We start from the raw sequence: 25,585 nt of genomic DNA, 5'->3' as shown, positions 1-25,585 counted from the left end.
AGCTCATTTCCTGCACTTATCCCGCATATCCGTTATAATGAGAATCGATATCATTAATATTTTGGGGGTGCTACACATGTCACAACAAGCATTTGAAGAAAAGTTATATGCAAACTTAGAAGCTGTTATTGACCCTGAGCTAGGTGTTGATATTATCAATCTTGGATTAGTTTATGACGTTACAGCAGATGAAAATAATAATGCTGTCATTACAATGACGATGACTTCTATCGGTTGTCCAATGGCTGGCCAAATCGTATCAGACGTTAAAAAAGTATTATCAACGAACGTACCTGAAGTAAATGAAATAGAAGTAAACGTTGTATGGAATCCGCCATGGACGAAAGAACGTATGTCGCGTATGGCGAAAATCGCACTAGGTATTCGTGATTAAATAAGGAAAAGACCTGACAATCCAGTCAGGTCTTTTTTCTCTTATTATTTTACTCCTACAGCGTCATAAGCTTTCGTTACAGCTTGTACCTCTTTAGAGTTTTTACCGAATAAATCTTCTGCTGATTGAAGTGCAGCTTGGCGCATCATTTTGAAATCAGAGTTTGCAGTTAAATATTTTGTAAGAGCACGATAGTAAATTTTTTCTGTTGCTTCACGGCCCACTCCAGTTACTTTCACATTGTAATGCGTGCCGCCCTCAGACACTAAATACGCCGCTTTATTGTTAATACTACTGTTAATATGAACGCCGCCATTATCAGCTGTTCCAGTATAACGTTTATTATAGTGATCTGGGTAACCTTCACCTGGTTTTAATGGGTTTGGAATAGATGCTGGATCCTTCAGTGAACGAAGCGCATCACCAGGTTTACCAGGTGTATAAATATCAGCACCTAAATCCCAGCTCTTCTTCTCTACCATTACACCCATAATGTCAGATAACGATTCATTTAACGCACCTGACTCATCTTTATAAACAAGGTTTGCTGTATTTTCAGTTACAGCATGCGTTAATTCGTGACCGATAACATCTAGGCCAGCTGATAATGGAATAAATGTCTTACCATCTCCATCACCATACATCATTTGCACACCATTCCAAGCTGCGTTATTCCAAGATTCACCTACGTGAACAGTAGAAATAAGTTTCGCACCTTTATCATCGAAAGAGTCACGGTTAAATGTCTTTTTATAATAATCATATACTTTTCCTGCATTCACATGCGCATCAACCGCTGCTTTATCTTCGAAGAACTTAGATTTACTCTCAACTTCTTCTCCTGTGTATCCAAGCCATTGTGAGAATAAGTTAAACAAGTTTTCATCCATATTTTCTGCATCAAATGTATGAACACCTTGTCCTCGTTTACCATCAAACAAGTTGAACGCTCCTGTTTTCTCATCTTGAGCAATTTCAAATGATTGTCTAGCGCCTAATACTCCGTAACCAAATCCTGTAATGTGATCTACAGCGTTATATTTCTCAATCACATTTCCATTCGTTGCATCAACAAAGTAATGCCAATATCCTGGAGCTGGTTTCGAAACCGACGCTTTTACAAGATATGCAAGATAGTATTGACCATCTTTTTCATACACATATAAATCTTTTTTCACACCATCATAATTCTTTACTTTACCAATTTCTTTCTCAATATTAGCTTTTGCAATCGTTTCTGCTTGTTCCGCACTAATACTTGCAGATGCAGGAATATTTTTATTATCTAAATTCGGAATAACTTGTCCGAAAAATGCTTTTACATTATTCTCTTTATCAAGCGTAACTGTTTGATCTGAACCATACACAGGAATGTTATTATGCTTCTCAACTAACTTCACGTGTGTTGTACCAGAATCAGCATCTTTTTCTTCACCAACGATATTGAAATGTTTGTCAATATTTCCAGCTAGTTTAAACATATCCTTTTTACTCTCTAAATATTGAAAGACCGTCTCTTTTTTATCTAGTCCTTCCGGCGCTTTCCATTCTTCACCTATGTAAGCTGGTGTTTTAAACTCTTGGTGATACTGGATTTTTTGCTCTTCTGCTTTCGTCGTAGTTGCTCCAAATGCCCCAAACCCACTTGCGATAACAGTTAATGCTAATGCTGATGAAATTACTTGCTTTTTCAATCTAACACTCCCCATTTCCCTAAAAGTTTTTAACACCTTTATAAATATTCTGAATATTCTTTCCGATACCTGCTTTCAAAAATTGAGAAAGTTTTTTCTGATAATTAAACTCACCAAAAAGAGGACATCGAAAAACGCTCTCCTCTTTCCTATAACTTTTCATTCCGCTATTTATATGCTGGAAAGCCACCACTGATTAAAGCCTCACTTTATTGCATTTTCATTTCAATTGCTAAATAGTGAGACTTCTCTTTCGCTTGAATGCGAATATCTTCTTCTACAGCCTCCGCTGCATCACGCATTACAAGTGTTTCACCGTTTACAACGCTGCTACCTTCAATTTGTACAAGGTACAATTGACGTCCTTCTTTAACAGGAAAATGAATTTCTTTACCAGCTTCTAATGATAAAGAATATAAATTTGCAGCTTGGTGAATATGAATTGGTGCATCTCCATCAGAAGGAGATACCATATGGAACCACTCATTTTCACGTTTACTCCAATCAAATTTAAACTCACCATAGTTTGGTTTATGACCGTCGCGGTCTGGTAAAATCCAAATTTGCAATAAACGTAATGTTTCACTTCCTAAGTTATGCTCACTGTGAAATACACCAGTACCTGCACTCATATATTGAACATGCCCACGCTCAATTGTCCCGCGGTTCCCCATACTATCTTCATGTGTTAATTCACCATCTATAACGTAAGAGATAATCTCCATATCACGGTGCGGATGCATATCAAAACCAGTTTGTGGCGCTATTAAATCATCATTCATAACACGTACTGCTCCAAAATTCATGTTGTTTGGATTATAATAATTTGCAAAGGAAAAATGAAAATGTGTATTTAACCAACCGTGATTTGCTCTTCCCATATTTTTATGATCAACTTTTCTAAACATATCCTTCACCTCATATTATCTCGAAATCGAGATAATTATTTTTAATTTTATCACTGCAACTTCTTCAGTAATTCTAATAATTGTTTTTGTTCTTCTCTATTTAACTTATCAAATTGCTCTGCTTGAAATGTTTCTTGCGGCGGGACTATTTCTTCATATAGAACCTTTCCCTTTTCTGTTAATGAAATATATTTCGTAGTACCTTCTTGTTCACGCTGAATCCAATCTAGTTGCTCCATCTTATTTAAAAGTTGAGTAACATTTCCTTTCGTAACAAACAACTTATTTCCAAGTTCTTGCTGCGTTAAACGATCGTTTCCTCCAATTTGAACTAATACATCAAACTGAGCGGCAGATACATTCCACTTTTTCAAATGCTGATTCGTCTCACGAATACTTCTATTATAAAAGCGTGATAAACGAAACCATAATAGTACTCCAAGTCTTTCCCCTGCTTTCATTCCATCACCTCGCTCATTTGATACTATTAGTTTAGAACTATACTTATTAAAGGTCAACTACTTATTTTTAATTAGCAATAAATAAAAGCACAGTGATTTTCCTCCACTATGCTTCAGATTAAATTTCTATTTTTATATTCATCTAGCTTCCTCTCCGCGAAATGCCTCGCATCTTTCTCGATCCATCTTTCTTCGTATAGTTCATTTCCAACATATAGTACATCGTCCTTATGCTGCATCGCATGCCTGAATTCATGCAATAGCGTTTTGAGCACTTGCTCATACTCTTCCCACATACAAACGAAAATTAATTGTTTTTCTTTATGATAAAAACCACCTACTGGGAATAAAAACTCCTCTTCTTCTTCTCCTAATGATAAAAGTACATGATTCGCATCACACGTATCACAAAAAATAACTGGCGTTGCACTTACTTCAATAAGAGAAAACAAATCATTTCTTAACTTTTTGACATCCCAAGGAAGCTCCGAATCCAACACATACCAATTCTCAACTTGTTGATATACATTTTGAAACTGGAGTTCCATTTCTCAATAATCCCCTTCCTAAACTCCCTTTTCTTATATATATGCCACAATATGGTAAATATTAAACATACACTTTCATCCTTTAAAAAATGACAATAAAAAAGAATCTATATCAGCATAGATTCTTTTTCCGTAATCATTTTTTTTTCATCATTTTTTTTAATATAAAATAACCAATTGCACAAACAATAGCAGCAAGTGCAAAGTATTTCACATATGGCCCAGCTACTTTATTAATACTTTCCCACTCTGTTCCTAATTTAAAACCTAAATATACAAATACAATTGACCATGGAATAACAGCTAGTGTAGTTAGCGTAATAAACTTAGCATGTGACATTTTCGCAATACCCGCTGGTATCGAAATAGCATGACGCAACAACAGGAATAAAACGCACTGTAAAAATAACACCAGTTCCGTAACGATTAAACCACGCTTCAGCATAATCAATATGTTTCTTCTGAATCAAAATATATTTTCCATATCGCTCAAGAACAGGTCTTCCTCCGTATCGACCGATCCAATAAATGAATAGTTGTGCGATTACACCACCAATTGTACCGAACGCGACAGCCCCCCAAAATGTAGTGCTTCCTGTTGATACTAAATAACCTGCATAAGATAATACGATTTCACTTGGGATAACCTCTAGCATTAATCCCAGCATAATTCCCCAATAACCAAGTCCTTCTAGAAAAACTAAAACTGAATGAATCAACTCTCCTAACATCATTTACCTCTCTTTACTGTTTTCATTGCAAAAAATAAAAGTACAAGCAGTAAATATCTTGTACTTTTATTTTTTCAAAATTTATCTAGTCTTCGTATCCCACTTAAAGATTTTATTTAAAAATTTATATACATTCTTTGACTCTTTCGTCAGAAGTGGACCTAAGATCGATAGTATAAGCACGTATAGTGCTGAGAATGGTTTCAGTACTGACATTAAACCACCGGCGATGCCGATATTAGCCATAATGATGGAGAATTCTCCTCTTGAAACGATTGTTAATCCAATATTTGTTGATGCTTTATGAGATAATCCAGCTTGTCTTCCTGCAATCATCCCTGCAACAAAGTTTCCGACGATTGTAAGAAGGACAGCACCTAACGTTAACCATATCGCCCCGCCTAATGAAAACGGATCGATACTTAATCCGAAACTGAAGAAGAAAATAGCTCCGAAGAAGTCTCTAAATGGAACAACAAGATGTTCAATTCGATCACTATGCTCTGTCTCAGAGAAAACTAACCCTAAAAGAAGTGCCCCGATTGCTTCTGCAACGTGAATTGTTTCTGAGAAACCTGCAATAAAGAACAACGAAGCAAATACCACAATAATAAAGATTTCATCTGAACTAATATTGAGCAATCTATTTAATAACGGCGTTGCTTTTCTAGCCACAATAAAGAATAGAAGCATATATCCTAAAGCAATTCCAATTGAAGTAAGGGCACCTAAGAAGGAAGCGTGATCCCCAAGAACTAAGCCAGAAACTACTGATAAATATACAGCAAGGAATATATCTTCAAACATAATAATTCCTAAAATTAATTCGGTTTCATTATTACCAGTTCTTCTTAAATCAACTAATACCTTTGCAACGATAGCACTAGAAGAAATCGTAATAATACCCGCAATAATTAAGATTTCAAGTAACGGGAATCCCATTATAAATCCGTATAATAATCCTAGTGAAAAGTTAATCAAAATATAGATTGTTCCGCCAATCGCGATAGAACGTCCAGATTTAATTAGTTTTTTCATCGAAAACTCTAATCCCAGATAGAAAAGAAGGAACAGAACACCAATCCTTCCAAGGAAGGATATCACACTTGCACTTTCAATAAATTTGAGATCGATAACACCTATTGTCGGCGCGTGCGGACCTACTAACATGCCAAGAACGATTAGAAAAGGAATTACTGAGAATTTAAACTTTCCAGCGATTACCGCCGCAATTGCTACTAAAACTAAAGCTGTACCAACTTCAAAAATTAAAGTATCCATCTAGTCAGTCCCCCTATTCGAAAGTAATTCATTAATAATCTTTTTAATTTCTTCTCTCTCACCAGAAACTACAAGCATATCTCCTTCTTCAATCACCGTGTCTGGACCTGGATTAAATAGCTTTTTCATATTCTTTTTCATAACTGCAATTATTGTTACGCTATATGTTTTTCTTATTTCAAGGTCGCCAATTGTTTTTCCGATTGCCGGAGCTGCATTCTCCACTTTAAACCACTCAATTGCTAAACCTTCAAAGACCATCTCAACATTTTCTAATGCTCTAGGTTTGTATACCATTCCACCTAATATTGCTGCAATTTGTCTCGCCTCTGAGTCACGTAATGAAATACTTGAGATGCTTTCTTCATGATTTGAATCAAAATGATACATTTCTCTACGCCCATCATCATGAATGACAATCACCATCTTTTCGTTACCTTTCGTAACGATTTGAAATTTATAACCAATACCCGGAAGTTCACTTTCTCTAATATTCATATTTAGCTCCTCCATAACTTCTTTATTTTAATTTTCTGTTTTTTGTCTTTTGTTCATCCAATCAATTTTAGAAATTCTAACCATTCAGGATACCTATGACTTGGAAATCTTTTATTGTAATAATAAGTGGCTCCTAAAAAGATACTTAAAGATGTAATGATAAAAAATAAATTACTTCTTATTTTCAAACTCTTAAGACTTACTTTCAATAAAGATTCTTCTTTCAAATTATCCCCTCTTTTTCGCTTTAAATTTAGTTTTTTAAAATGTAAATAATTCTAAAAATATTACGATGTAACATAATCATAACACAAAACGCATTTAAGTAACATGATTTTTTAGAAAAATTGATTCTGGTATATTTTTTGCATATAATTTTCTTATTACGAAAAAAAGGAAGTGTATTATATGGTTGATATCTTTAGCAGATTCCTTGAGGTAACGAATAATATTTTATGGTCATATATTCTTATTGCAATGCTAATCGGCTTCGGTCTTTATTTCTCTTTCAAATTAAAATTTGTCCAAATTACTCATTTCCGTGAGATGGTCAGTTTAATTAGTAAAGGATTTAATCGAAAAGAAAAAAAGAAAGATAGCATCTCTCCATTCCAAGCATTTTGCTTAAGTGCAGCAGCACGTATTGGTATCGGGAACTTAGCTGGTGTAGCATTAGCCATTTCAATGGGTGGACCTGGCGCAATATTTTGGATGTGGTTTATCGCTATCCTTGGAGCAGCTACTAGTTTTGTAGAATGTACGCTCGCGCAAATTTATAAAGTAAAAGATGGAAGCAGATTCCGTGGTGGACCAGCGTATTACATGGAAAAAGGGTTAAACAAACGCTGGATGGGTGTTTGGTTTTCACTTCTTATTACAGTTGCGTACGGATTAATTTTCAATTCTGTACAAGCAAACACGGTAACAATAGCATTTGAAAATGCTTTTGGACTAGAGCGAACGATCGTAGGAGCTCTATTAGCTTTATTAGTTGCAGTTATTATTTTTGGTGGTATCAAGAGCATTTCACGTATTACAGAAATGATTGTTCCTCCAATGGCAATCATTTATATCGGCGTAGCTGTTTTTGTCGTAATTAACAACTTCACTATGTTACCAAGCATTTTTACAGAAATATTTAACAGCGCATTTGGTTTAAACCAAGCTATCGCTGGTGGTATTGGAGCAGCAATCAAATTCGGAATTCAGCGCGGTTTATTCGCGACAGAAGCAGGTATGGGTAGCTCTCCTAATGCAGCAGCAACATCAGATGTATCTCACCCTGTAAAACAAGGACTTGTTCAAGCATTAGGTGTTTTCGTAGATACATTCTTAGTATGTACATCAACAGCGTTTATCGTATTATGTTCTGGACTTTACAAAGGATCGAATTTAGAAGGTATTGAATTAACACAACAAGCATTAAGTTCACAAATTGGACCGTGGGCAAGCACTTTCTTAGCGATTATTATTTTCCTATTCGCTTTCAGTTCTTTACTAGGAAACTACTATTATGGTGAAACAAACATCGCATTCATTAAAGAAAGCAAAACATGGTTACTGATTTATCGTGTTGCAGTTGTCGGAATGGTGTTCTTCGGATCTATCGCTGCCCTTCAAACAGTTTGGAGTTTAGCTGATTTCTTTATGGGACTAATGGTATTCACAAACTTAATTGCCATCTCATTCCTTAGCAAGTTCGCCTATGCAGCATTAGTAGACTATATTAAACAAAAGAAACAAGGAAAAGATCCTGTCTTCGTTGCAAGTTCTATCCCTGGCTTAAAAAATACAGAGTGTTGGGATGGGCAAGATTTAGAAGAGAAGAAACAAGTTGGATAACAACTAAAAGCGGAAGAGGCTCGCAGGAAAAAGCGAAGCCACCGAATATTCTAGCCGCTGGAGCTATATAATAAAAAATCCCTATTACTTCACAGTAATAGGGATTTTTTATTTACAACCGTTCATAATTTGTTCAAATTAATTCCAGCAAAAGGGTTGATTTATACAAATTACTAGATTATAATAATTATAAATTAGTAATTCATATAAAATAATAACTCAAGAGGAGATTGATCATAATGAATACACAAGTAATCGAAGCATTAAACAAACAAGTAGCAAACTGGAGCGTTTTATTTACAAAACTACACAACTTCCATTGGTACGTAAAAGGACCTCAATTCTTCACACTACATGAAAAATTTGAAGAGCTTTACACAGAATCAGCTACTCACATCGATGAAATCGCAGAACGCATTTTAGCAATTGGCGGCAAACCAGTAGCAACAATGAAAGAATACTTAGAACTATCTTCTATTCAAGAAGCAGCTTACGGAGAAACTGCAGAAGGGATGGTCGAAGCAATCATGAAAGACTACGAAATGATGCTAACTGAACTAAAAAAAGGCATGGTAATCGCTCAAGAATCTGACGATGAAATGACATCTGACCTACTACTAGGCATCTACACAGAACTAGAAAAACACGCTTGGATGCTACGTGCATTCTTGAATCAATAATATATTTAAAAGCGAAAGCGGCTCGTTCAGAATCGCAGGGCATTGGAGCTCTCGACCTTGAAGCGCTTTTTGCTTCGAGCGAGAGAGCGAAATGACCGGAGATTCTAGCCGCTGGAGCTGGATACCATTTAAAAGCGGAGGTGACTCGCTCAGAACAGGAGGGCATTGGAGCTCCTGACGAAGAGGCGCTTTTTGCCTCACAGGAAGGCGCGAAATGACCGACTGTTCTAGTCACCGGAGCTGGATACCACTTAAAGCGGAAGCGGCTCGCTCAGAATCGCAGGACATTGGAGCTCTCGACCTTGAAGCGCTTTTTGCTTCGAGCGAGAGAGCGAAATGACCGGAGATTCTAGCCGCTGGAGCTAGATACCACTTAAAGCAGAAGCGGCTCGTTCAGAGCCGCTTTTTTCTATTGATTGGTCGCACTTGATAATACATAAAATTATATCGATCGCAACTCACGATATATCAACGTTTCGACAAAGAATATCGCTTTACCGACAAATCACGACAATATTAGCCCCCCTCTCCTCTACTTTTATCAATATATTACAATCTCTTTTATGTTAAAATATAGGAAACACCCTTTAGTAATTAGATCCAAAAAGCTTGTCCAAGTTCATCATTTACTACTTAAATGACGGGAGTGGTTCAGTTGAAAGACTACTTAATTAGAGCATTTTTTGCGTTAATAACAGTTGGGATTCTCTTACTCATAGCTAATATTTTCAATATACGTGTCGAGGTTAAAGACTATGCTTTCCTCGTTGTTGTAGCTATTGGTGGCGGTTGGGGTGGCTGGTACCTGTATAAAAAACAAAGTAATCAAAATGATAAAGGCATTCCGAAATAATATGGAATGCCTTTTTTCCCTAATACATAATTAAGCTTAAACCACTAATAAAAGCAGTCCCCAAAAACATCATTCAACCCATATTCTATAGTAAATAAAAAGAATTCATTTTGAATATAGAAATAGTCCAAAATCTTGCATAACAGAGGTATGCCCCATTTGCCGCAACATTGTGGCTATATTCCCACGGTGATATGCTCCGTGGGTGACGACGTGTAGTATTGTTTCAGAAACCGTCGTATCCAGGAGCCCAGCATACGGATTATCAACCTCAAACACTTTTTCATAATCTTGTTGACTACTTAAAAGTTCTTTATATCGTTTAGATAATTCATAAAAACTAGTTTCCATTTCCTCAATATTTTTTGTTTCTAGCTGTTCTTTCAATTGGTCTGTGTGTACCATTGCATCACGCATACTTTTGCCAGAAATGATCTCGAGCCAGGCTAAATCTGTGAGGTATATGTGAGACATTACTTTTGCCACCGAAGAAAAACCACTCTTAACTTCCTTATGGAAAATGTCTTGCGGTAGTTCTTTTAAGCGATTTAAAATAACTTCATTTGCCCATAAGTGGTAGCTATACATTTTTAATACAGAACGCCCCATGCTCATTTCTCCTCCAATTTTCATTTTAATGATTAGATTATGATACATAGCTGATTAAAAATTCATAAGGATTACATCTATAAAATTTATTCTGATTCCGATTAGAAAAACCTCTATTAACTTCATAAAAAACATTCGCCATCTTCCACAATCTGACCCTTTAACGGAACAATTCTATGTCACTCAATAATTCCTTACTCACCATTTATTCAGATGTTCTTTTTTCAAGTCAGCAAAACATACCTCCATCTACTTCCCCTCTTCCAACGATTTCACATCTCACTATCAATATATTTAACCAAATTAAAAACACATGCCTTTTTGCGATAAAAAGACATGTGTTTCCAAAATCCACTATAAAAATGTACTATGATAACTGCTTCCACTTAGTTCCCAAAACAGGACGCTCGTAATTTTGTATTTCATGAATTAATTTAGCTGCCGTCTCAGCTGAAACAATCAACTCTTTATTCGACGGGTTCATAAAGCCTTCTTCAGCTGCACGATCAACCATTTGCAGAATTGGTCCGTAAAAGTCTTTAATGTTTAATAAACCAACTGGCTTATCATGTATACCAATTTGTGACCAACATACAACTTCAAATAATTCTTCAAATGTTCCGTATCCACCTGGTAATGCAATGAAAGCATCCGCAAGCTCTGCCATTTTTGCTTTACGTTCGTGCATCGTTTCTACTTCAATTAATTCTGTTAATCCTGTATGAACGATTTCACCACGGAATAAACCACGCGGCATAACACCTGTTACACGTCCACCTAAACGAAGAACTTCGTTTGCTACTTCTCCCATTAATCCAACGCATGAACCGCCGTATACAAGCTCATAATCGTTCTCAACAAACATTTTCCCTAACTCTATTGCCTGCTCTTTAAATTCTGGTCTTCCCCCTAAATTTGAACCTGCAAACACACAAATCTTTCTCATTCCTACACCCCGAAACTATATATTGTCATGATACAATTGACATTGTACAACATATTGAGGAGATGAGGAAGAAATGGATATCGTTGCATTTCAAAGATGGGTTGAGGAATTTTACGAAAAACGAAGCTGGTCACAGTATAATGCCTTTATTCGCTTAAATTTCTTAACTGAAGAAGTTGGGGAAGTTTCACGAGTTGTTCGCGCTATTGAAATCGGCCGTGATCGTCCTGATGAAGATGCGAAAACAGCAGAAGAGCTAAAACAAGAACTAAAAGAAGAACTTGGTGATGTACTATCTAACCTTATTATTCTTTCGCAAAAATATGATTTGGATTTACAAGATATTATGGAAACACACGTCACAAAGCTTTCAAAAAGGTTCGAAACATCTAAATGAGAAGATTATCAATTATGATATAATGTTCTTGTCAAAATAATAAAGGGGATTTTATGTTATCTAAAAAATTGCACGACGCACTAAATGAACAAATGAATTTTGAATTTTACTCTGCCCACGCTTATATGGCAATGGCTGCTTACTGTACAGGGGAAAGCTATGATGGATTCGCTAACTTTTTCCTTGTACAAGCTGAAGAAGAGCGTTTCCACGCAATGAAGCTTTACAACTACATTAATGACCGCGGCGAGCGCGCTATTATTACTGGATTTGATAATCCTAATAATGAATATGAGTCTGTATTGAATGCTTTTGAAGTCGCACTTGAGCACGAGCGTGAAGTAACGAAGCGCATTTATAACTTATCTGATATCGCTTGGGATGAGCGTGAACACGCAACAATTACCTTCTTAAAATGGTTCGTTGACGAGCAAGTAGAAGAAGAAGCTTCATTCGATAGCATCATTCAAAAATTAAAACGTATTACAAGCGATTCGAACGCATTATTTATGCTAGATGCCGAATTAGAAAAACGTACATTTACGCCTCCAGCTGAATAGTATTTTGATCACCTTAATGAATGGATTAAGGTGATTTTTTTATTTTCTCTCTAGCTTAAAATCACCTTAAATTTCCTTGTATTTGACATAGTACCAGTAAGAAAATGGTATTATTTTCAATATAAAATAATATACGAGGAGAGAAAAAATGAATCAGCGTGTAGAAGCTGTTGATGCAATTCGTGGTTTCGCTTTGTTTGGTATTTTACTTGTCAATATGACCTTAATTCAATTTGGATTCTTCGCTAATGAAAAACCAACTTACATATTTGGAAAACTTGATGAAGGTGCTAATTGGTTTATTCAATTTTTCGGCACCCACAATTTCATGTCCCTATTCTCCTTTTTATTTGGTCTTAGCATTATTTTGTTGCAAAAAAGTATTATTGCGAAAGGAAAAAAATTCTTCCCCACATACATAAGACGTATTATCATTCTTTTACTATTAGGCTACATTCACGGAACTTTTGTTTGGGAGGGAGATATTTTATTTGCCTACGGGGTTATCGGGATTTTCTTAATGTTGTTCATCAATCGAAAACCGAAAACATTGCTCATTTGGGCATCTATTTTACTAGCACTCATTATGCTCGCATCTTACCAATCGGAATCAACATCGAACCCCTATGATGATCTCGCACCTTATACCGAAAAGGAACATAAGGTCCATGAGACTGGAAGCTATATGGATCATGTCAACTTTAGATTGACTGAAAATCCTTTTGAGTATATGGGGATTAACGGTGTATTCGGATTAGTTTTCATATCAGTTTTCGCAATAATTTTTATGTCTCCACTTTTCTTACTCGGAATGTATGTGGGGAAAAAGGGCTGGCTATTTGAGGTCAATCAACATATACCTGCTGTCAAAAAAATCTGGCTTATCACTGGGATTTTCTCTTTTACAATTAAAATCTTAGCTATATTCGTGAAACATCCGATTTTAATTATGTTACAAGATAGTCTTACACCAGTAACCATGACCTTCTTTTACGGAAGCACGATTATTTTATTATTCCATTACAAAAAGGTAGCGCATTTACTAACATACATGGCGAACATGGGAAAAATGTCGGTTAGTAATTACTTAGCGCAATCTATTATCACAACAACTATTTTTTACGCATATGGATTTGGCTTATACGGTAAAATTGACTATTTCTTCGGTATTCTTTTAACCATTGGAATTTATACGATTCAATTATTCGTTAGTACCTATTGGCTACAGAAATACCGAATGGGGCCTGTGGAATATGTGTGGAGGCTGGGAACTTATTTAGAGAGACCACGGTTTAAAAAAGACTTGGATAAAGCAAGTTAAATAAAAAGTCGTTTATCCCCCAAAGCGAGGGATAAACGACTTCTTTGTTATTTATTAAAGCATAACCCCAACGATAACCGCTGATAATATACTTACTAACGTTGCACCGTATACAAGTTTTAATCCGAATGAAGATACAACGTTTGATTGTTTGCCATCGATACTCTTCGTTGCACCTGCGATAATTCCGATAGATGAGAAGTTCGCAAATGATACAAGGAAGATTGATAAAATACCTACTGTACGAGCTGATAACTCACCAGCTACTTTTCCTAGATCAAGCATCGCAACAAATTCGTTCGTTACTAATTTCGTTGCCATAATTTGGCCTGCTGTTAGCATTTCTGATGTTGGAATGCCCATTACGAATGCTAATGGCGAGAAGATATAGCCTAAAATACTTTGGAATGTGATTCCGAAAATAGAATCGAACACACCGTTAATTGCTGTAATTAATGCCACGAAACCGATTAACATCGCCGCTACTGTTACAGCGATAGAGAAACCTAGCATAATATATTCGCCTAACATTTCAAAGAATGTTTGTTTCTTATCTTCTTGTAATTCTAAAATGTCATCTTCTTCGCTCACATCATATGGATTAATAATATGAATGATAATGAATCCACTAAATAAGTTTAGTACAAGTGCTGTTACTACATATTTTGGATCAATCATTTTCATATAAGAACCGACGATTGACATCGATACTGTCGACATTGAAGATGCACATAGTGTATATAAACGATTTCTTGGTAATTTGCTTAATTGATCTTTTACTGTAATAAATACTTCACCTTGGCCGACAATTGCCGCCGCTACTGCATTATATGATTCAAGTTTTCCTAAACCGTTAATTTTGCTTAATACGAAACCGACTGCACGAATGATAATCGGTAAAACTTTAATATGTTGTAAGATCCCAATTAGTACTGCTAAGAAAATAATTGGTAATAATACTGTTAAGAAGAATGGTGCTTGTCCATCGTTTGCTAGACCACCAAATACGAAATTAACCCCAGCTTCCGCAAATTTTAAAATAGCGCCAAATCCATCTGCAATCCCTTTTACTAATACAAATCCGACCTTTGTATTTAGTAAGAAATACGCAAGTACCAATTGAATTACAAGCATAACTGCAATTGGTTTATATTTAATTTTCTTACGATCTGAACTTATAAGGAACCCTAGTACAAATACTACAAGTAAACCGACTAGAAACATTACTAACTTCATATGTGAATCCTCCACTTCCATGAGTTATCAGTCGTATAATGAATGACGTCTGACCATTGGTGTTAAAAAAATATGAACCCCTAAAATATTTTGAACTGTCTTCTAAAATCAGTAAGCGTTTACATAAATTGCAATTTATAACAGGTAGTCTCTTCTTCTCTACCGTATTTAACGTCTGAAATGGATACCACCTACAAATCAAATTGTAAGCGTTATCTAATCGAAATGCAATATAAATTTTAAAAGATTTTTATATGTTAATATATTCCTAATTGATTGGTTTTTTTATGTAAATTTACCATAAAAAACAGCCCTAGCTATGAGCTAGGACCACCCTTTTTATAACATAACACCAACGATAATCGCTGATAAAAGACTTACTAATGTCGCACCGTATACAAGTCGTAATCCGAATGATGAAACAACGTTTGATTGGTTTTCATCGATCCCTTTCGTTGCACCTGCGATAATTCCGATAGATGAGAAGTTCGCGAATGATACAAGGAATACAGAAAGAATACCGACTGTACGAGCTGATAAATCACTAGCTACTTTTCCTAGATCAAGCATCGCAACAAATTCGTTCGATACTAATTTCGTTGCCATAATTTGTCCCGCCGTTACCATTTCTGATTGCGGGATTCCCATTACGAATGCTAATGGTGAGAAAATATATCCTAAAATAGCTTGGAATGTAATACCGAACACTGAATCAAACAAGCTATTGATCGCTGTAATTAATGCTACGAAACCAAGTAACATTGCTGCTACCGTAATCGCAATCGTGAAACCGAGCATAATATATTCGCTTAACATTTCAAAAAATGACTGTTTTTTCTTATTTTCTAACTTCAGTGTATCTTCTTCTTCCGTAATATCGTACGGATTAATAATATGAATAATAATGAAACCACTAAATAAATTTAATACAAGTGCTGTTACTACATATTTTGGCTCAATCATTTTCATATAAGAACCGACGATCGACATCGATACTGTCGACATTGAAGATGCACATAGTGTATATAACCGATGTTTTGGGATTTTACTTAATTGATCTTTTACTGTAATAAATACTTCTGCTTGCCCAACAATTGCAGCCGCTACTGCATTATATGATTCTAATTTTCCTAAACCATTTACTTTACTTAGCATAGTACCAATAGCACGAATAAATATCGGTAAAATTTTAAAGTGTTGCAGAATTCCGATTAATACTGCAAAGAATACGATTGGTAATAAAGCTGTTAAGAAGAATGAAACCTCTCCTTTATTAACAAGACCACCAAATACGAAAACGATTCCAGATTCAGCATATCCAAGAAGTGCTCCAAATCCATCTGAAATTCCTTTTACTAAAATATAACCAACTGGCGTATTTAATAAGAAATACGTTAAAGCTAGCTGAATAACAAGCATAATCGCGATTGGTTTATACTTAATCTTCTTACGATCAGAACTTATAAGAAAACCGAGCACGAATACAACTAGTAATCCTACAAGAAACATAACAAACTTCATTAATAAAATCCTCCATTTAACTCTTCATTAACGTTGAACGTCTGACTACTCAAAACAAGGAATAATCCGAACTTTCCATTTCTCCTCCAAAACCTTCAATCGGATATGAAAAACCATAAAATCTCTTGTCTCAAAGCCATTTTCCATTCTAACACAAATTATAACTCACATCCGCATTTTTCTTAAAAAAATACATTTTATTATAAAACACTCATTAATGTTCGTATTTTCCCTCTTCCTTTAGTTTATCACCATAAAAAAAAACGAGCATCAAATTTCTCTGATGCTCGTTCCTTTTTATTATACAGCTTTTTCTTTATCTGCTACTGCTGGCTTGTCCCAGCACTCTGTATTGTTTAAACCAGGAATAGACTCCGCATAAAAGACTGGATCTTTTCCTTGTTTCTTTTGTTTTACGTAATCTGATAATGCCGCGAAAGCATACTTAGAAAGGAATACAATCGCCACTAAGTTAATAATAGCCATGATACCCATGAATAAATCTGCTAAGTCCCAAACAATTTGAATTGTTGCTACAGAACCTAACATAACCATACCAAGTACCGCGATTCGATAAACATTTAGTAAAACTTTACTTCCATTTAAAAATTCAATATTTGTTTCACCATAGTAGTAGTTACCTACTAATGAACTAAATGCAAACAAGAAGATTGCAACTGCTACAAATATAGAAGCCCACGGTCCGATATGTTGACTTAATGCTTGTTGCGTTAATTGAATTCCGTTTAAATCAGCCGCTCCAGGCACATCTGATAATAAAATAATAAATGCTGTACAACTACAAATTAATAATGTATCTGTAAATACCCCTAAAGTTTGAATGAAACCTTGTTTAACTGGGTGCGTTACGTTTGCAGTCGCAGCTGCATTTGGCGCACTACCCATACCTGCTTCATTTGAGAATAATCCACGTTTTACCCCTAGTAAAATCGCAGCTCCTAATCCCCCGCCCACTACTTCTTTAATTCCGAAAGCATGTAAGAAAATTTCTTTAAATACATATGGAATTGCCGTAATGTTTGTTACAACAACGAATAATGCCACTGCTACATATATAATTGCCATTACTGGAACAATCATTTCAACCGCACGTGCAATACGTTTTACTCCGCCGAAGATAATGATTGCAAGTAAACCAGCCATAAACAGACCTACAAACTTACCATCTGTGTTAAATGCTCCATCAAAAGCCGCCGCTACTGTGTTTGACTGCACGGCGTTGAAAATTAATCCGAAACTAACTGTTATTAGAACAGAGAAGACAACTCCTAGCCAGCGTTTCTTTAAACCCTTTTCCATATAATACGCTGGACCACCACGGAACGCATTCCCATCTTTTACTTTATAAATTTGCGCTAATGTGCTCTCTACAAATGCAGAAGCACCCCCAATTACCGCGATTAACCACATCCAAAATACCGCTCCTGGTCCACCTGCTGAGATTGCGATAGCTACACCAGCTAAGTTACCAGTACCTACACGAGAAGCTGTACTCATACAAAAAGCCTGGAATGATGATACACCACTTTTTTCTTTTTGCGCTTTTCTTGTTTTTGAACTCGCTCCATCCCCAAGTAAGCGAATCATTTCACCGAAGTAACGAATTTGGACAAATTTCACACGAAACGAAAAGTAAAGTCCTAATCCAATTAACATCGCAATAATGACATATGACCAAAGGACATTATTTATATCCCCAATTACATTAGTTAAAAAATCCATAATTGCATTGCCCCCTCTTCCTAACAATAAGAAAATTATATTCTAAAAACTTTTAGTAATCAAGAACTTTATGTTAGGTTTCATTACATGGATACGTGAAGATTCCTAACACGCATGTTTTTTTACGTGAAAATATAACTAGTACGTGCATTTATCCAATACTCAATCACTCATCCTATTCGACCAGTCATACTTTTAAGACAGTACGTTCCCTACAAATAACGAGAGGAATGAACAAACAAAAATTATATTAATAATTACCTCTCACCCTTTTTATCATTTACTACAACAAAAAAGGCGAACATCGAATTTATCTCGATGCTCGCCTTTTTATTATACTGCTTTTTCTTTATCTGTTACCGCCGGCTTATCCCAACACTCTGTGTTCGTTAAACCAGGAATAGAATCTGCACTGAATACCGGATCTTTTCCTTGTTTCTTTTGTTTCACATAGTCCGCCAACGCAGCATACGCAAAACGGCCAAGAAGTGTAATCGCAATTAAGTTTGTGATTACCATTAGACCCATAAATAAGTCTGCCATATTCCATACAACTTGAAGCGTCGCAACAGAACCGAATAGTACCATTCCTACAACCGCAATACGATAAATCGTTAACCATGTTTTACTTCGTTTAATAAATTCAATATTCGTTTCACCATAATAATAGTTTCCTAGTAATGAGCTGAAAGCAAATAAGAAAATGATAATCGCTAAGAAGCTACTTGCCCACGAACCGATTTGTGAACTTAGCGCGACTTGCGTTAATTCAATACCTTCTAAATTTGTTGCCTTATATGCACCAGAACATAGTACGATAAACGCTGTTGATGTACATACTAAGAATGTATCTACTAATACTCCAATTGTTTGAATAAATCCTTGTTTAGCTGGATGCGTTACATCAGCTGTTGCAGCCGCGTTTGGCGCACTACCCATACCTGCTTCATTCGCAAATAATCCGCGCTGAATACCAAACTTCATTGCAGCACCAATACCGCCACCTACAGCTGAATCTAAACCAAATGCACCTTTAAAGATTTCTGTAAACATATCCGGTATTAAATAATAATTTTTAATAACAACGAACACAGCTACTGCAATATAAATAATTGCCATCGGCGGAACAATCATTTCTGACATACGCGCAATACTTTTCACACCACCAAAAATAATAACCGCAACCAATACCGCAAGTACAATCCCTACAACATAACGCTCAATACCAAATGCATTTTTAAATGCTAATGTCACTGTATTTGCTTGTACTGAGTTAAAAATTAAACCGTAACTAATTGTAATAAGGATAGAGAACCAAATTCCCATCCAACGTTTATTTAAACCTTTTTCCATATAATAAGCAGGACCACCACGGAAGCCACTGCCATCTTTTATTTTATAAATTTGCGCAAGCGTACTTTCTACGAAACTTGAAGACGCCCCAATAATCGCAATAACCCACATCCAAAATACAGCTCCAGGTCCTCCCATAGAAATAGCTAGCGCTACACCAGCTAAGTTCCCGATTCCAATACGAGCCGCTGAACTCATACAAAATGCTTGGAATGATGATACACTTCCCTTTTTACGTGTCTTTCCAGTTAAGCCATCACTCATTAATCGAACCATTTCCCCTAAATGAGTAATTTGCACGAATTTTAATTTAATAGAAAAATAAAGCCCTAAACCAATTAACATTGCAATAAGAATATATGACCAAAGAATTGTATTCGTTGATGAAACAAATTGCTCTAAAATATTCATACAATTAACCCCTCCTTTTCTCCATAAAACGAATTATATTTAAAAAACATTTAAAAATCAACATTTTTCGACAATTTGCAATTTCCAAATATTAGCCAGACACGAAGTAGCAATATCTGTATGACTCTCCTCCCTCTAACTGTGCATACTAAAACAAAAAGTAAATCTACAAACTACCCCATTGACAAAAACACCAACCTGTAACTATAATGATTACATCATGTTGTAACAAGCCTTATTACAACAAATTCATTTACTTTCAGATATACACTTTAACAAAACACTTTGGAGGGATTTATTATGAAAATCGGAATCATCGGAGCAACTGGTAAAGCAGGAAGTCGTATTTTAAAAGAAGCATTAGATCGCGGACATGAAGTAACTGCAATCGTAAGAAACGCTGCAAAAATTACAGAAGAAAATATAAAAGTTTTAGAGAAAGATGTATTCGCTCTTACATCTAATGACCTACAAGCATTTGATGTAGTTGTAAATGCATTCGGCGCTCCAGCAGGAGAAGAACATCTTCACGTAGATGCAGGAAACGTACTAATTGAAGCTATGAAAGGTGCACCTAACACAAAATTACTTGTAGTTGGCGGCGCTGGAAGCTTATTTGTAGACGAAGAGAAAACAACACGTGTATTTGATACACCAGGATTCCCAAATGAATATCTTGCAACAGCTCAAAACCAAGGTAAAAACTTAGAAATCCTAAATCAAACAAATGATATTACTTGGACATTCATTAGCCCTTCTGCACTATTCGCATTAGGAAAACGCACTGGCTCTTATACAGCTGGTAAAGACAACCTTCTTGTTAATGCGAAAGGTGATAGCTACGTAAGTTACGAAGACTTTGCGGTAGCAGCACTTGATGAAATCGAAAATCCAAAACATGTAAACGAACGCTTCACAGTTGTTTCTGAAGCTGAGTAATAGAAAAAGCTCGTAAACATAATGTTTACGAGCTTTTTTATTTCTATTAAGCTTTTTCCTCTTGTATACCTTCTGTTCTTTCAAAACCTTGTTCTGTGATTTTAAAGAACACATCATGTACACCATACTTTGTATCCACTTCTACATTCTTTTTGTACACTTTAAATCGATCAAATTCTGCTTGATATACCTTTACTACATCACCATATTCAAAAGACATATCATTAAATTGTTCCGCAAATACTTTCGTATTTTCCGTTCCTTCTAATACCATTTTCTTCTTCTCTTTTCCATCCTTATCAAATACAGCTAGTCCCATATATTTTTCACCTTTAAAGTGAGTATGAACTGGACCTTCTGAACCTACTGTACTTAATTTTTTATCCTCATGATTGATTGTGATAATCGATTTGACATTCGTCCCGCCATGCCATGTACCAAAGAACATAATACTCTCACCGTATATTACTTCTACTGGTACTTCTGTCACTTTCTTATTCCCAAAACGATCTTTCGTTTCCACTTTTACTGTTTGCTCACCGATTTTTGAGGTATCCGGTTTCTCTACAAATCCAACTACTTCTCCATCTTTTACCTGAACAAAGTTTTTCGCTTCTAATTTTTCAGCATCTGTCCCGATTACCACTTTTTGCGGTACTGCCGTTACTTCTTGCATAGTTTCCATTCTCTCAAAACCTTGCTCTGTAATTTTAAAGAAGACTTCGTGAACACCATACTCCTTATCTACTAACTCATTCTTTTTATACACTTTAAAGCGGTCAAACTCCGTTTGATACACTTTCACTACATCTCCATATTCAAACGGCATTCCATTAAATTGTTCTGCAAATGCTTTTGTATTTTCCGTTCCTTCTAATACCACTTGCTTCTTCTCTTTTCTATCTTTATCAAATACAGCAAATCCGATATATTTTTCACCTTTAAACCGGGTATGAACTGGACCTTCTGAACCTACTGTACTTAATTTTTCATCTTCATGATTTAATGTGATAATCGATTTAATATTCGTTCCACCATGCCATGTACCGAAGAACATAATACTATCTCCGTATACTACATTAACGGAAACAGGTATCGAGTTTACATTCCCATTTTCATCTATAAGTTCTACATGTACAGTTTGCTTTCCGCTTTCGTGTTTAGACCATCGTATCTTTCCTGATACCTTTACATGCTCACCTAAATTTTGTACAAGCTCGCTTGCTTTTTTCTCATCAAAATCTGTACCTATCATAAGATCTGGTACTGTATTCACCGCTTCACCATAAGGTACTTTATATGGCTTAACTTGCATTTCACGAATAGGATCATTGTCCCGCGATAACCATATTTTATTCTTTGGTTCAGGTAATTGTAGTTTATCTACTTTTTCTACCGTATCCACCTCTGCATGTAGTCCCCATTTTGCAAAGTAGGAAATTAAATTTTGTCCAGCTGCTTTTGAAGCCATGTAAATAAATAACTGTTTCTTCTCTCTATCTGTAATAACTCCACCTACATCTAATAGGGGATAATCCGCATCCGATAACACCCTATACATTTGATGAAGCTTCGGATAGAATTGATCTCCATAAATTAAATGTAATTGCCAAAACATTATAATCGGATCTGATTTATCAAAATTCTTTTTGTCCACTGGTTGATTCAAATAATCAAACGCCTCATCATAACGCTTATCTACTTCCATTCGTGATTTATTTCCAAAGGCTAGCTGAACAGCTAAACTGTAAATGTTAACAGTTGTCTCCCCCATACCTTTCCAATTCCAAGGCACTTGTTGATGAAAATGGCCAACTTCATGCCATGGTCCCCAACCATCATGTTTAAACATCTCTATATCTAATACTTCTTGAATCTCTTCACCTGGATATCCCGTATAATAATCAAACGCATACATATTACTTGCAAGCGGATTTTTAGCTTCAATAAACTGCACATAATGTTTCCCAGCCTTTGCAACCCCCACTCCATCTTCTGATAATCCAGATAATGCATTCTCAATACGAATTGCTTTATCATGTGCCTTCATTAAATCTGTCGGATCTGTATCCTTCATGTATTCCTGTGCTGATTTATAACTGGCAGTAATTAAACTTCTCTCACCTTTTAATTCTACTGCATAAGGGCTTTTATACTTTTTGAGCATTTCATCCCAATCTTTTTTCGTATGTTTTCCTAATATAAACAAAGGAAAATGACTACCACCGCTTGTAACAGTTGCGGTAACCTCACCCGTATCATTTAAATTATAAAAGTATAAAACACCTCCATTAGGAGATGAAATTACATTTTTACCAGGCTTCAAATCAAATTCTGTTGGAGTTTCCTTATCATAAGCACGTGTCCCTATGAATGCTTTAATAGATTGATCCCCTTTTATTTCAATGTTAATTTCTTCATTTTCTTTTGCATAAATTCCAGTTGGTTCATTAACAGATAACTTCCATTTCTGCTTTAAGCGTTCTCTCTCTTCTTCCACACTACCTTTACCCGGCAACTGAAACGTCCTTTGCTCAAATTTATTCTCTTCTAAATTCCCACCTTTATTCTCTTCCAAAGGCGCTGCATATCCTTTTGATGCTTCGAAAGCTACTGGTGATAACAATGTAGATATACATATACCAGCTACTAATACCCTACTCTTCTTTTTCTTCGACATAATCTGTGTCCCCTATTCTTTTTGTAATGCAAACCATCATAGATATATTCATTTACTGCAAAATCAATTTATCCTTATACACTCATTTAAAATACACAACAAAACTTCGCGCCCCAATACCGCTTAACTTTATTCCCTATATGTATTCGCTTTCTTATATAACAAAAACTTTTAAGTCTAAAATTCCGCCTCATCTTTCTCTATGTTTTATGATGAGTTCTCCTTTTTTCATCACGGGATAATGATAAGAAATACATCTAATAAGTATTGTTGTCTATACATGAAAAATGTGTATAAAAATATTGTTTTTTACAATTCATTCATAGGCATCCATCTATGGACAGTTTTTCCAAAATGAATCGTACATGATTTCTTTCTCGTTAGATAGCCTTTTCGATTAGATTAATATTACAATTTTATGAATTTAATCCAAAAATCGTAATGTTTAGATTTCTGATTTTTAATGTTATTTTAAAATAAAAACCTGTCCGAAAGATACTATTCTCTCGGACAGGTTTTTATTAATCCAGCATTCGTTTCATTATAAATCCTTTTCCGTGTAACCACTCATCCTCTATTTCACCGGTTAAATGGAATCCAATTGATTCATATAATTTTTGCGCGAGTTTGTTTTCTGAATGTATGCTTAAATACATCACTTTGTAATTATATTCTGTTTTAAAATGCTCCATTAACAAACGCAATAATGGTTTTGCATACCCTTTTCCTTGGCATGCACTATCGATGACAAATTGATTTAAATATATAGCCTTTTCTTCTTCCTCAAACCAGCCATACATTGCATATCCAATAGGTACATCGTCATCATATAGACCTACTGAAACTGCATCTTCTTTATATTTTGTTTCAGCATCAACTAAACAATTTTCAACTGTACTTTCAATAAATTTATGCTGCTGTTCTGTTACTTTTAAGTTAGCAATTTCATGCCGATTTTCTGTCGTTATTTCACAAATACGAAGTTTCATTTTTCATCTCTCTCTAGTTTCTTGTTTCATTATACCGTACTGATCAAAACATTAATGCTGGCGATGTAAGAAATCCGAAGCATGCAAACAAGAACATATATTGTAGCAATACAAGAAAATATATTTTCCTCCATAATTTTCTTTCACTTGAATTTAACCTTTCAAAAGATATCCCTACTCGTTTTTCTAATATAATAATTTGATATATGTACACATTAAGTCCAAACGGTAAAAGGAAACTAAGCCCTCCCCACCACCAAGACTTTTCATACTTATACAGAAGGATCGCTATATAGACTTGTGAGATAAAAAGAAATAGAGCAATCGCTATAAGTACTATCGTTAACATTACAATATCTTTATCGATTATAATCCCCTCCTTTTTACATCTACAAATAACCACCAAACCGTACATTGTAAAAGCGTCAGCCATATAATGAAAAGTACCGAAGATCCATTCATTGCATATATAAACTGTCTTACTAAAGATAATGGCTCTGTAAATAAATGAATCGAATGGAAACGCAAAAACCTTCCAATAAATATCCCGATACTAGAAAGTAATATAAAAACAAAGAGCATACCTTTTCTCCATTTCGTCTGTAAAAGATTATTCACTTGTTTCAGCATAAGAATGTAATAATAAATTGCGATTATGACTCCACTTGTTAATACAAAAAAGTTTTTCCACTCTTCCAGTACTAGCCCTTTTTTATAATCAAACTCATATATATTTAGATGAATTAAATCTGTTACTACGTAAAACACATTCGGTGATAGTAGTATGAAAATAATATAAAATAGGCTACTCACCGGTATTTCACTTTTCTGTTTCACTTTAAATAATGGCAATAAAAAAGAAAGTTCTAGTGCAGCAAAGGCAAGGAACATATTCAAAATCATAAACGAGTATTTTATATCAAAAATAATTAAAATAGACAGGTAAATAAAAAAACTAATTCGCACCTTTGAACGTTCATTCACGGTGTA

At 35.3% G+C, this 25,585-nt stretch carries 23 protein-coding genes and 1 pseudogene; 8 read left to right on the top strand and 16 right to left on the bottom strand.

All coding sequences use genetic code 11. The features are described from left to right. The first annotated feature begins 76 nt into the window (after positions 1 to 76). Positions 77 to 394: a metal-sulfur cluster assembly factor gene (locus JFU18_RS17895; protein ID WP_000082522.1), complete on the top strand. Its 318-nt coding sequence runs from the start codon at positions 77 to 79 to the stop codon at positions 392 to 394. 44 nt (positions 395 to 438) lie between these two features. On the opposite strand, the gene JFU18_RS17890 is transcribed toward JFU18_RS17895, so the two are convergent. The 7 genes and pseudogenes from JFU18_RS17890 to JFU18_RS17860 form a co-directional block, all read right to left on the bottom strand. Next, positions 439 to 2,088 carry a M4 family metallopeptidase gene (locus tag JFU18_RS17890; protein WP_201032047.1) on the bottom strand — a complete coding sequence of 550 codons (1,650 nt, stop codon included), beginning with the start codon at positions 2,086 to 2,088 and terminating at the stop codon, positions 439 to 441. 209 nt (positions 2,089 to 2,297) lie between these two features. After that, positions 2,298 to 2,996, bottom strand: a complete 699-nt coding sequence (locus tag JFU18_RS17885) for a pirin family protein (RefSeq protein WP_085312738.1) — start codon at positions 2,994 to 2,996, stop codon at positions 2,298 to 2,300. Positions 2,997 to 3,046: 50 nt separating this feature from the next. Continuing rightward, entirely contained in the window at positions 3,047 to 3,457 is a 411-nt protein-coding gene (locus tag JFU18_RS17880; protein ID WP_002129828.1) for a MarR family winged helix-turn-helix transcriptional regulator, read from the bottom strand. Between the two features lie 113 nt (positions 3,458 to 3,570). After that, entirely contained in the window at positions 3,571 to 4,005 is a 435-nt protein-coding gene (locus JFU18_RS17875) for a DUF3920 family protein (RefSeq protein ID WP_002015986.1), read from the bottom strand. Between the two features lie 136 nt (positions 4,006 to 4,141). Continuing rightward, positions 4,142 to 4,736 (bottom strand): annotated as a pseudogene (gene uptA / locus JFU18_RS17870) (undecaprenyl phosphate transporter UptA). 81 nt (positions 4,737 to 4,817) lie between these two features. Beyond that, positions 4,818 to 6,017, bottom strand: a complete 1,200-nt coding sequence (locus JFU18_RS17865; RefSeq protein WP_000380227.1) for a cation:proton antiporter — start codon at positions 6,015 to 6,017, stop codon at positions 4,818 to 4,820. After that, complete coding sequence (locus JFU18_RS17860; RefSeq protein ID WP_078175888.1) at positions 6,018 to 6,515, bottom strand: cation:proton antiporter regulatory subunit; 498 nt, start codon at positions 6,513 to 6,515, stop codon at positions 6,018 to 6,020. It lies immediately after the preceding gene. A gap of 408 nt (positions 6,516 to 6,923) precedes the next feature. Here JFU18_RS17860 and JFU18_RS17855 point away from each other — a divergent pair, with 408 nt between their 5' ends. From JFU18_RS17855 to JFU18_RS17845, 3 genes are all read left to right on the top strand, one after another. Beyond that, positions 6,924 to 8,357 carry an alanine/glycine:cation symporter family protein gene (locus JFU18_RS17855; protein WP_201034475.1) on the top strand — a complete coding sequence of 478 codons (1,434 nt, stop codon included), beginning with the start codon at positions 6,924 to 6,926 and terminating at the stop codon, positions 8,355 to 8,357. Positions 8,358 to 8,596: 239 nt separating this feature from the next. After that, positions 8,597 to 9,037, top strand: coding sequence for a Dps family protein (locus JFU18_RS17850; protein ID WP_002034654.1), 441 nt, complete (start codon positions 8,597 to 8,599; stop codon positions 9,035 to 9,037). 655 nt (positions 9,038 to 9,692) lie between these two features. Further along, entirely contained in the window at positions 9,693 to 9,890 is a 198-nt protein-coding gene (locus JFU18_RS17845) for a hypothetical protein (RefSeq protein WP_000656312.1), read from the top strand. 105 nt (positions 9,891 to 9,995) lie between these two features. On the opposite strand, the gene JFU18_RS17840 is transcribed toward JFU18_RS17845, so the two are convergent. Continuing rightward, positions 9,996 to 10,499 (bottom strand): DinB family protein, encoded by a 504-nt coding sequence (locus tag JFU18_RS17840; RefSeq protein WP_201032049.1) that lies wholly within the window; start codon positions 10,497 to 10,499, stop codon positions 9,996 to 9,998. Positions 10,500 to 10,866: 367 nt separating this feature from the next. Beyond that, the gene (locus tag JFU18_RS17835; protein ID WP_033707925.1) at positions 10,867 to 11,445 is read right to left on the bottom strand and encodes an LOG family protein; all 579 of its coding nucleotides are present in this window, start codon (positions 11,443 to 11,445) and stop codon (positions 10,867 to 10,869) included. A 73-nt stretch (positions 11,446 to 11,518) separates the two neighbouring features. Between JFU18_RS17835 and JFU18_RS17830 the strand changes: the two genes are divergently transcribed. The 3 genes from JFU18_RS17830 to JFU18_RS17820 all read left to right on the top strand — a co-directional run bounded on the left by JFU18_RS17830 (position 11,519) and on the right by JFU18_RS17820 (position 13,723). After that, positions 11,519 to 11,842, top strand: coding sequence for a MazG nucleotide pyrophosphohydrolase domain-containing protein (locus tag JFU18_RS17830; RefSeq protein ID WP_201034476.1), 324 nt, complete (start codon positions 11,519 to 11,521; stop codon positions 11,840 to 11,842). A gap of 53 nt (positions 11,843 to 11,895) precedes the next feature. Beyond that, entirely contained in the window at positions 11,896 to 12,402 is a 507-nt protein-coding gene (locus tag JFU18_RS17825) for a ferritin (RefSeq protein WP_078173418.1), read from the top strand. Between the two features lie 148 nt (positions 12,403 to 12,550). Next, complete coding sequence (locus JFU18_RS17820; RefSeq protein WP_201034477.1) at positions 12,551 to 13,723, top strand: DUF418 domain-containing protein; 1,173 nt, start codon at positions 12,551 to 12,553, stop codon at positions 13,721 to 13,723. A 54-nt stretch (positions 13,724 to 13,777) separates the two neighbouring features. Here JFU18_RS17820 and JFU18_RS17815 read toward each other — a convergent pair whose 3' ends face one another. The 4 genes from JFU18_RS17815 to JFU18_RS17800 form a co-directional block, all read right to left on the bottom strand. Beyond that, entirely contained in the window at positions 13,778 to 14,959 is a 1,182-nt protein-coding gene (locus JFU18_RS17815) for a NupC/NupG family nucleoside CNT transporter (RefSeq protein WP_201034478.1), read from the bottom strand. Between the two features lie 339 nt (positions 14,960 to 15,298). Then, a complete protein-coding gene (locus tag JFU18_RS17810; protein WP_201034479.1) occupies positions 15,299 to 16,480 on the bottom strand; it encodes a NupC/NupG family nucleoside CNT transporter in 1,182 nt (393 codons plus the stop codon). Between the two features lie 300 nt (positions 16,481 to 16,780). Beyond that, positions 16,781 to 18,223: an alanine/glycine:cation symporter family protein gene (locus tag JFU18_RS17805; RefSeq protein WP_201034480.1), complete on the bottom strand. Its 1,443-nt coding sequence runs from the start codon at positions 18,221 to 18,223 to the stop codon at positions 16,781 to 16,783. A gap of 333 nt (positions 18,224 to 18,556) precedes the next feature. Then, positions 18,557 to 19,987, bottom strand: coding sequence for an alanine/glycine:cation symporter family protein (locus JFU18_RS17800; protein WP_002191129.1), 1,431 nt, complete (start codon positions 19,985 to 19,987; stop codon positions 18,557 to 18,559). A gap of 300 nt (positions 19,988 to 20,287) precedes the next feature. Here JFU18_RS17800 and JFU18_RS17795 point away from each other — a divergent pair, with 300 nt between their 5' ends. Continuing rightward, positions 20,288 to 20,926, top strand: coding sequence for an NAD(P)-dependent oxidoreductase (locus JFU18_RS17795; protein ID WP_201032053.1), 639 nt, complete (start codon positions 20,288 to 20,290; stop codon positions 20,924 to 20,926). A 46-nt stretch (positions 20,927 to 20,972) separates the two neighbouring features. Here the strand turns inward: JFU18_RS17795 and JFU18_RS17790 are convergent, their stop codons facing one another. The 3 genes from JFU18_RS17790 to JFU18_RS17780 all read right to left on the bottom strand — a co-directional run bounded on the left by JFU18_RS17790 (position 20,973) and on the right by JFU18_RS17780 (position 25,579). After that, positions 20,973 to 23,606 (bottom strand): M60 family metallopeptidase, encoded by a 2,634-nt coding sequence (locus tag JFU18_RS17790; RefSeq protein WP_201034481.1) that lies wholly within the window; start codon positions 23,604 to 23,606, stop codon positions 20,973 to 20,975. A 521-nt stretch (positions 23,607 to 24,127) separates the two neighbouring features. Then, positions 24,128 to 24,595 carry a GNAT family N-acetyltransferase gene (locus JFU18_RS17785; protein WP_201050324.1) on the bottom strand — a complete coding sequence of 156 codons (468 nt, stop codon included), beginning with the start codon at positions 24,593 to 24,595 and terminating at the stop codon, positions 24,128 to 24,130. Positions 24,596 to 24,961: 366 nt separating this feature from the next. Further along, positions 24,962 to 25,579, bottom strand: a complete 618-nt coding sequence (locus tag JFU18_RS17780; RefSeq protein WP_201034483.1) for a DUF1361 domain-containing protein — start codon at positions 25,577 to 25,579, stop codon at positions 24,962 to 24,964. Between the last annotated feature and the right edge of the window lie 6 nt (positions 25,580 to 25,585).

The sequence above is a fragment of the Bacillus sp. TH22 genome (assembly GCF_016651015.1).
GTDB classification, from domain to species: Bacteria; Bacillota; Bacilli; order Bacillales; family Bacillaceae_G; genus Bacillus_A; species Bacillus_A mycoides.
The sequence above is the reverse complement of the archived record's forward strand: the minus strand, read 5'-3'. Positions and strand labels throughout refer to the sequence as shown.

What these genes read in the sequence shown, in the direction of transcription:
- JFU18_RS17805 (WP_201034480.1), bottom strand. Translation starts at nt 18,223, where the DNA reads ATGGATTTTTTAACTAATGTAATTGGGGATATAAATAATGTCCTTTGG.
- JFU18_RS17830 (WP_201034476.1), top strand. Translation starts at nt 11,519, where the DNA reads ATGGATATCGTTGCATTTCAAAGATGGGTTGAGGAATTTTACGAAAAA.
- JFU18_RS17840 (WP_201032049.1), bottom strand. Translation starts at nt 10,499, where the DNA reads ATGGGGCGTTCTGTATTAAAAATGTATAGCTACCACTTATGGGCAAAT.
- JFU18_RS17855 (WP_201034475.1), top strand. Translation starts at nt 6,924, where the DNA reads ATGGTTGATATCTTTAGCAGATTCCTTGAGGTAACGAATAATATTTTA.
- JFU18_RS17885 (WP_085312738.1), bottom strand. Translation starts at nt 2,996, where the DNA reads ATGTTTAGAAAAGTTGATCATAAAAATATGGGAAGAGCAAATCACGGT.
- JFU18_RS17880 (WP_002129828.1), bottom strand. Translation starts at nt 3,457, where the DNA reads ATGAAAGCAGGGGAAAGACTTGGAGTACTATTATGGTTTCGTTTATCA.
- JFU18_RS17815 (WP_201034478.1), bottom strand. Translation starts at nt 14,959, where the DNA reads ATGAAGTTAGTAATGTTTCTAGTCGGTTTACTTGTAGTATTTGTACTA.
- JFU18_RS17790 (WP_201034481.1), bottom strand. Translation starts at nt 23,606, where the DNA reads ATGTCGAAGAAAAAGAAGAGTAGGGTATTAGTAGCTGGTATATGTATA.
- JFU18_RS17835 (WP_033707925.1), bottom strand. Translation starts at nt 11,445, where the DNA reads ATGAGAAAGATTTGTGTGTTTGCAGGTTCAAATTTAGGGGGAAGACCA.
- JFU18_RS17810 (WP_201034479.1), bottom strand. Translation starts at nt 16,480, where the DNA reads ATGAAGTTTGTTATGTTTCTTGTAGGATTACTAGTTGTATTCGTGCTC.
- JFU18_RS17800 (WP_002191129.1), bottom strand. Translation starts at nt 19,987, where the DNA reads ATGAATATTTTAGAGCAATTTGTTTCATCAACGAATACAATTCTTTGG.
- JFU18_RS17795 (WP_201032053.1), top strand. Translation starts at nt 20,288, where the DNA reads ATGAAAATCGGAATCATCGGAGCAACTGGTAAAGCAGGAAGTCGTATT.
- JFU18_RS17850 (WP_002034654.1), top strand. Translation starts at nt 8,597, where the DNA reads ATGAATACACAAGTAATCGAAGCATTAAACAAACAAGTAGCAAACTGG.
- JFU18_RS17785 (WP_201050324.1), bottom strand. Translation starts at nt 24,595, where the DNA reads ATGAAACTTCGTATTTGTGAAATAACGACAGAAAATCGGCATGAAATT.
- JFU18_RS17860 (WP_078175888.1), bottom strand. Translation starts at nt 6,515, where the DNA reads ATGAATATTAGAGAAAGTGAACTTCCGGGTATTGGTTATAAATTTCAA.
- JFU18_RS17825 (WP_078173418.1), top strand. Translation starts at nt 11,896, where the DNA reads ATGTTATCTAAAAAATTGCACGACGCACTAAATGAACAAATGAATTTT.
- JFU18_RS17875 (WP_002015986.1), bottom strand. Translation starts at nt 4,005, where the DNA reads ATGGAACTCCAGTTTCAAAATGTATATCAACAAGTTGAGAATTGGTAT.
- JFU18_RS17820 (WP_201034477.1), top strand. Translation starts at nt 12,551, where the DNA reads ATGAATCAGCGTGTAGAAGCTGTTGATGCAATTCGTGGTTTCGCTTTG.
- JFU18_RS17865 (WP_000380227.1), bottom strand. Translation starts at nt 6,017, where the DNA reads ATGGATACTTTAATTTTTGAAGTTGGTACAGCTTTAGTTTTAGTAGCA.
- JFU18_RS17895 (WP_000082522.1), top strand. Translation starts at nt 77, where the DNA reads ATGTCACAACAAGCATTTGAAGAAAAGTTATATGCAAACTTAGAAGCT.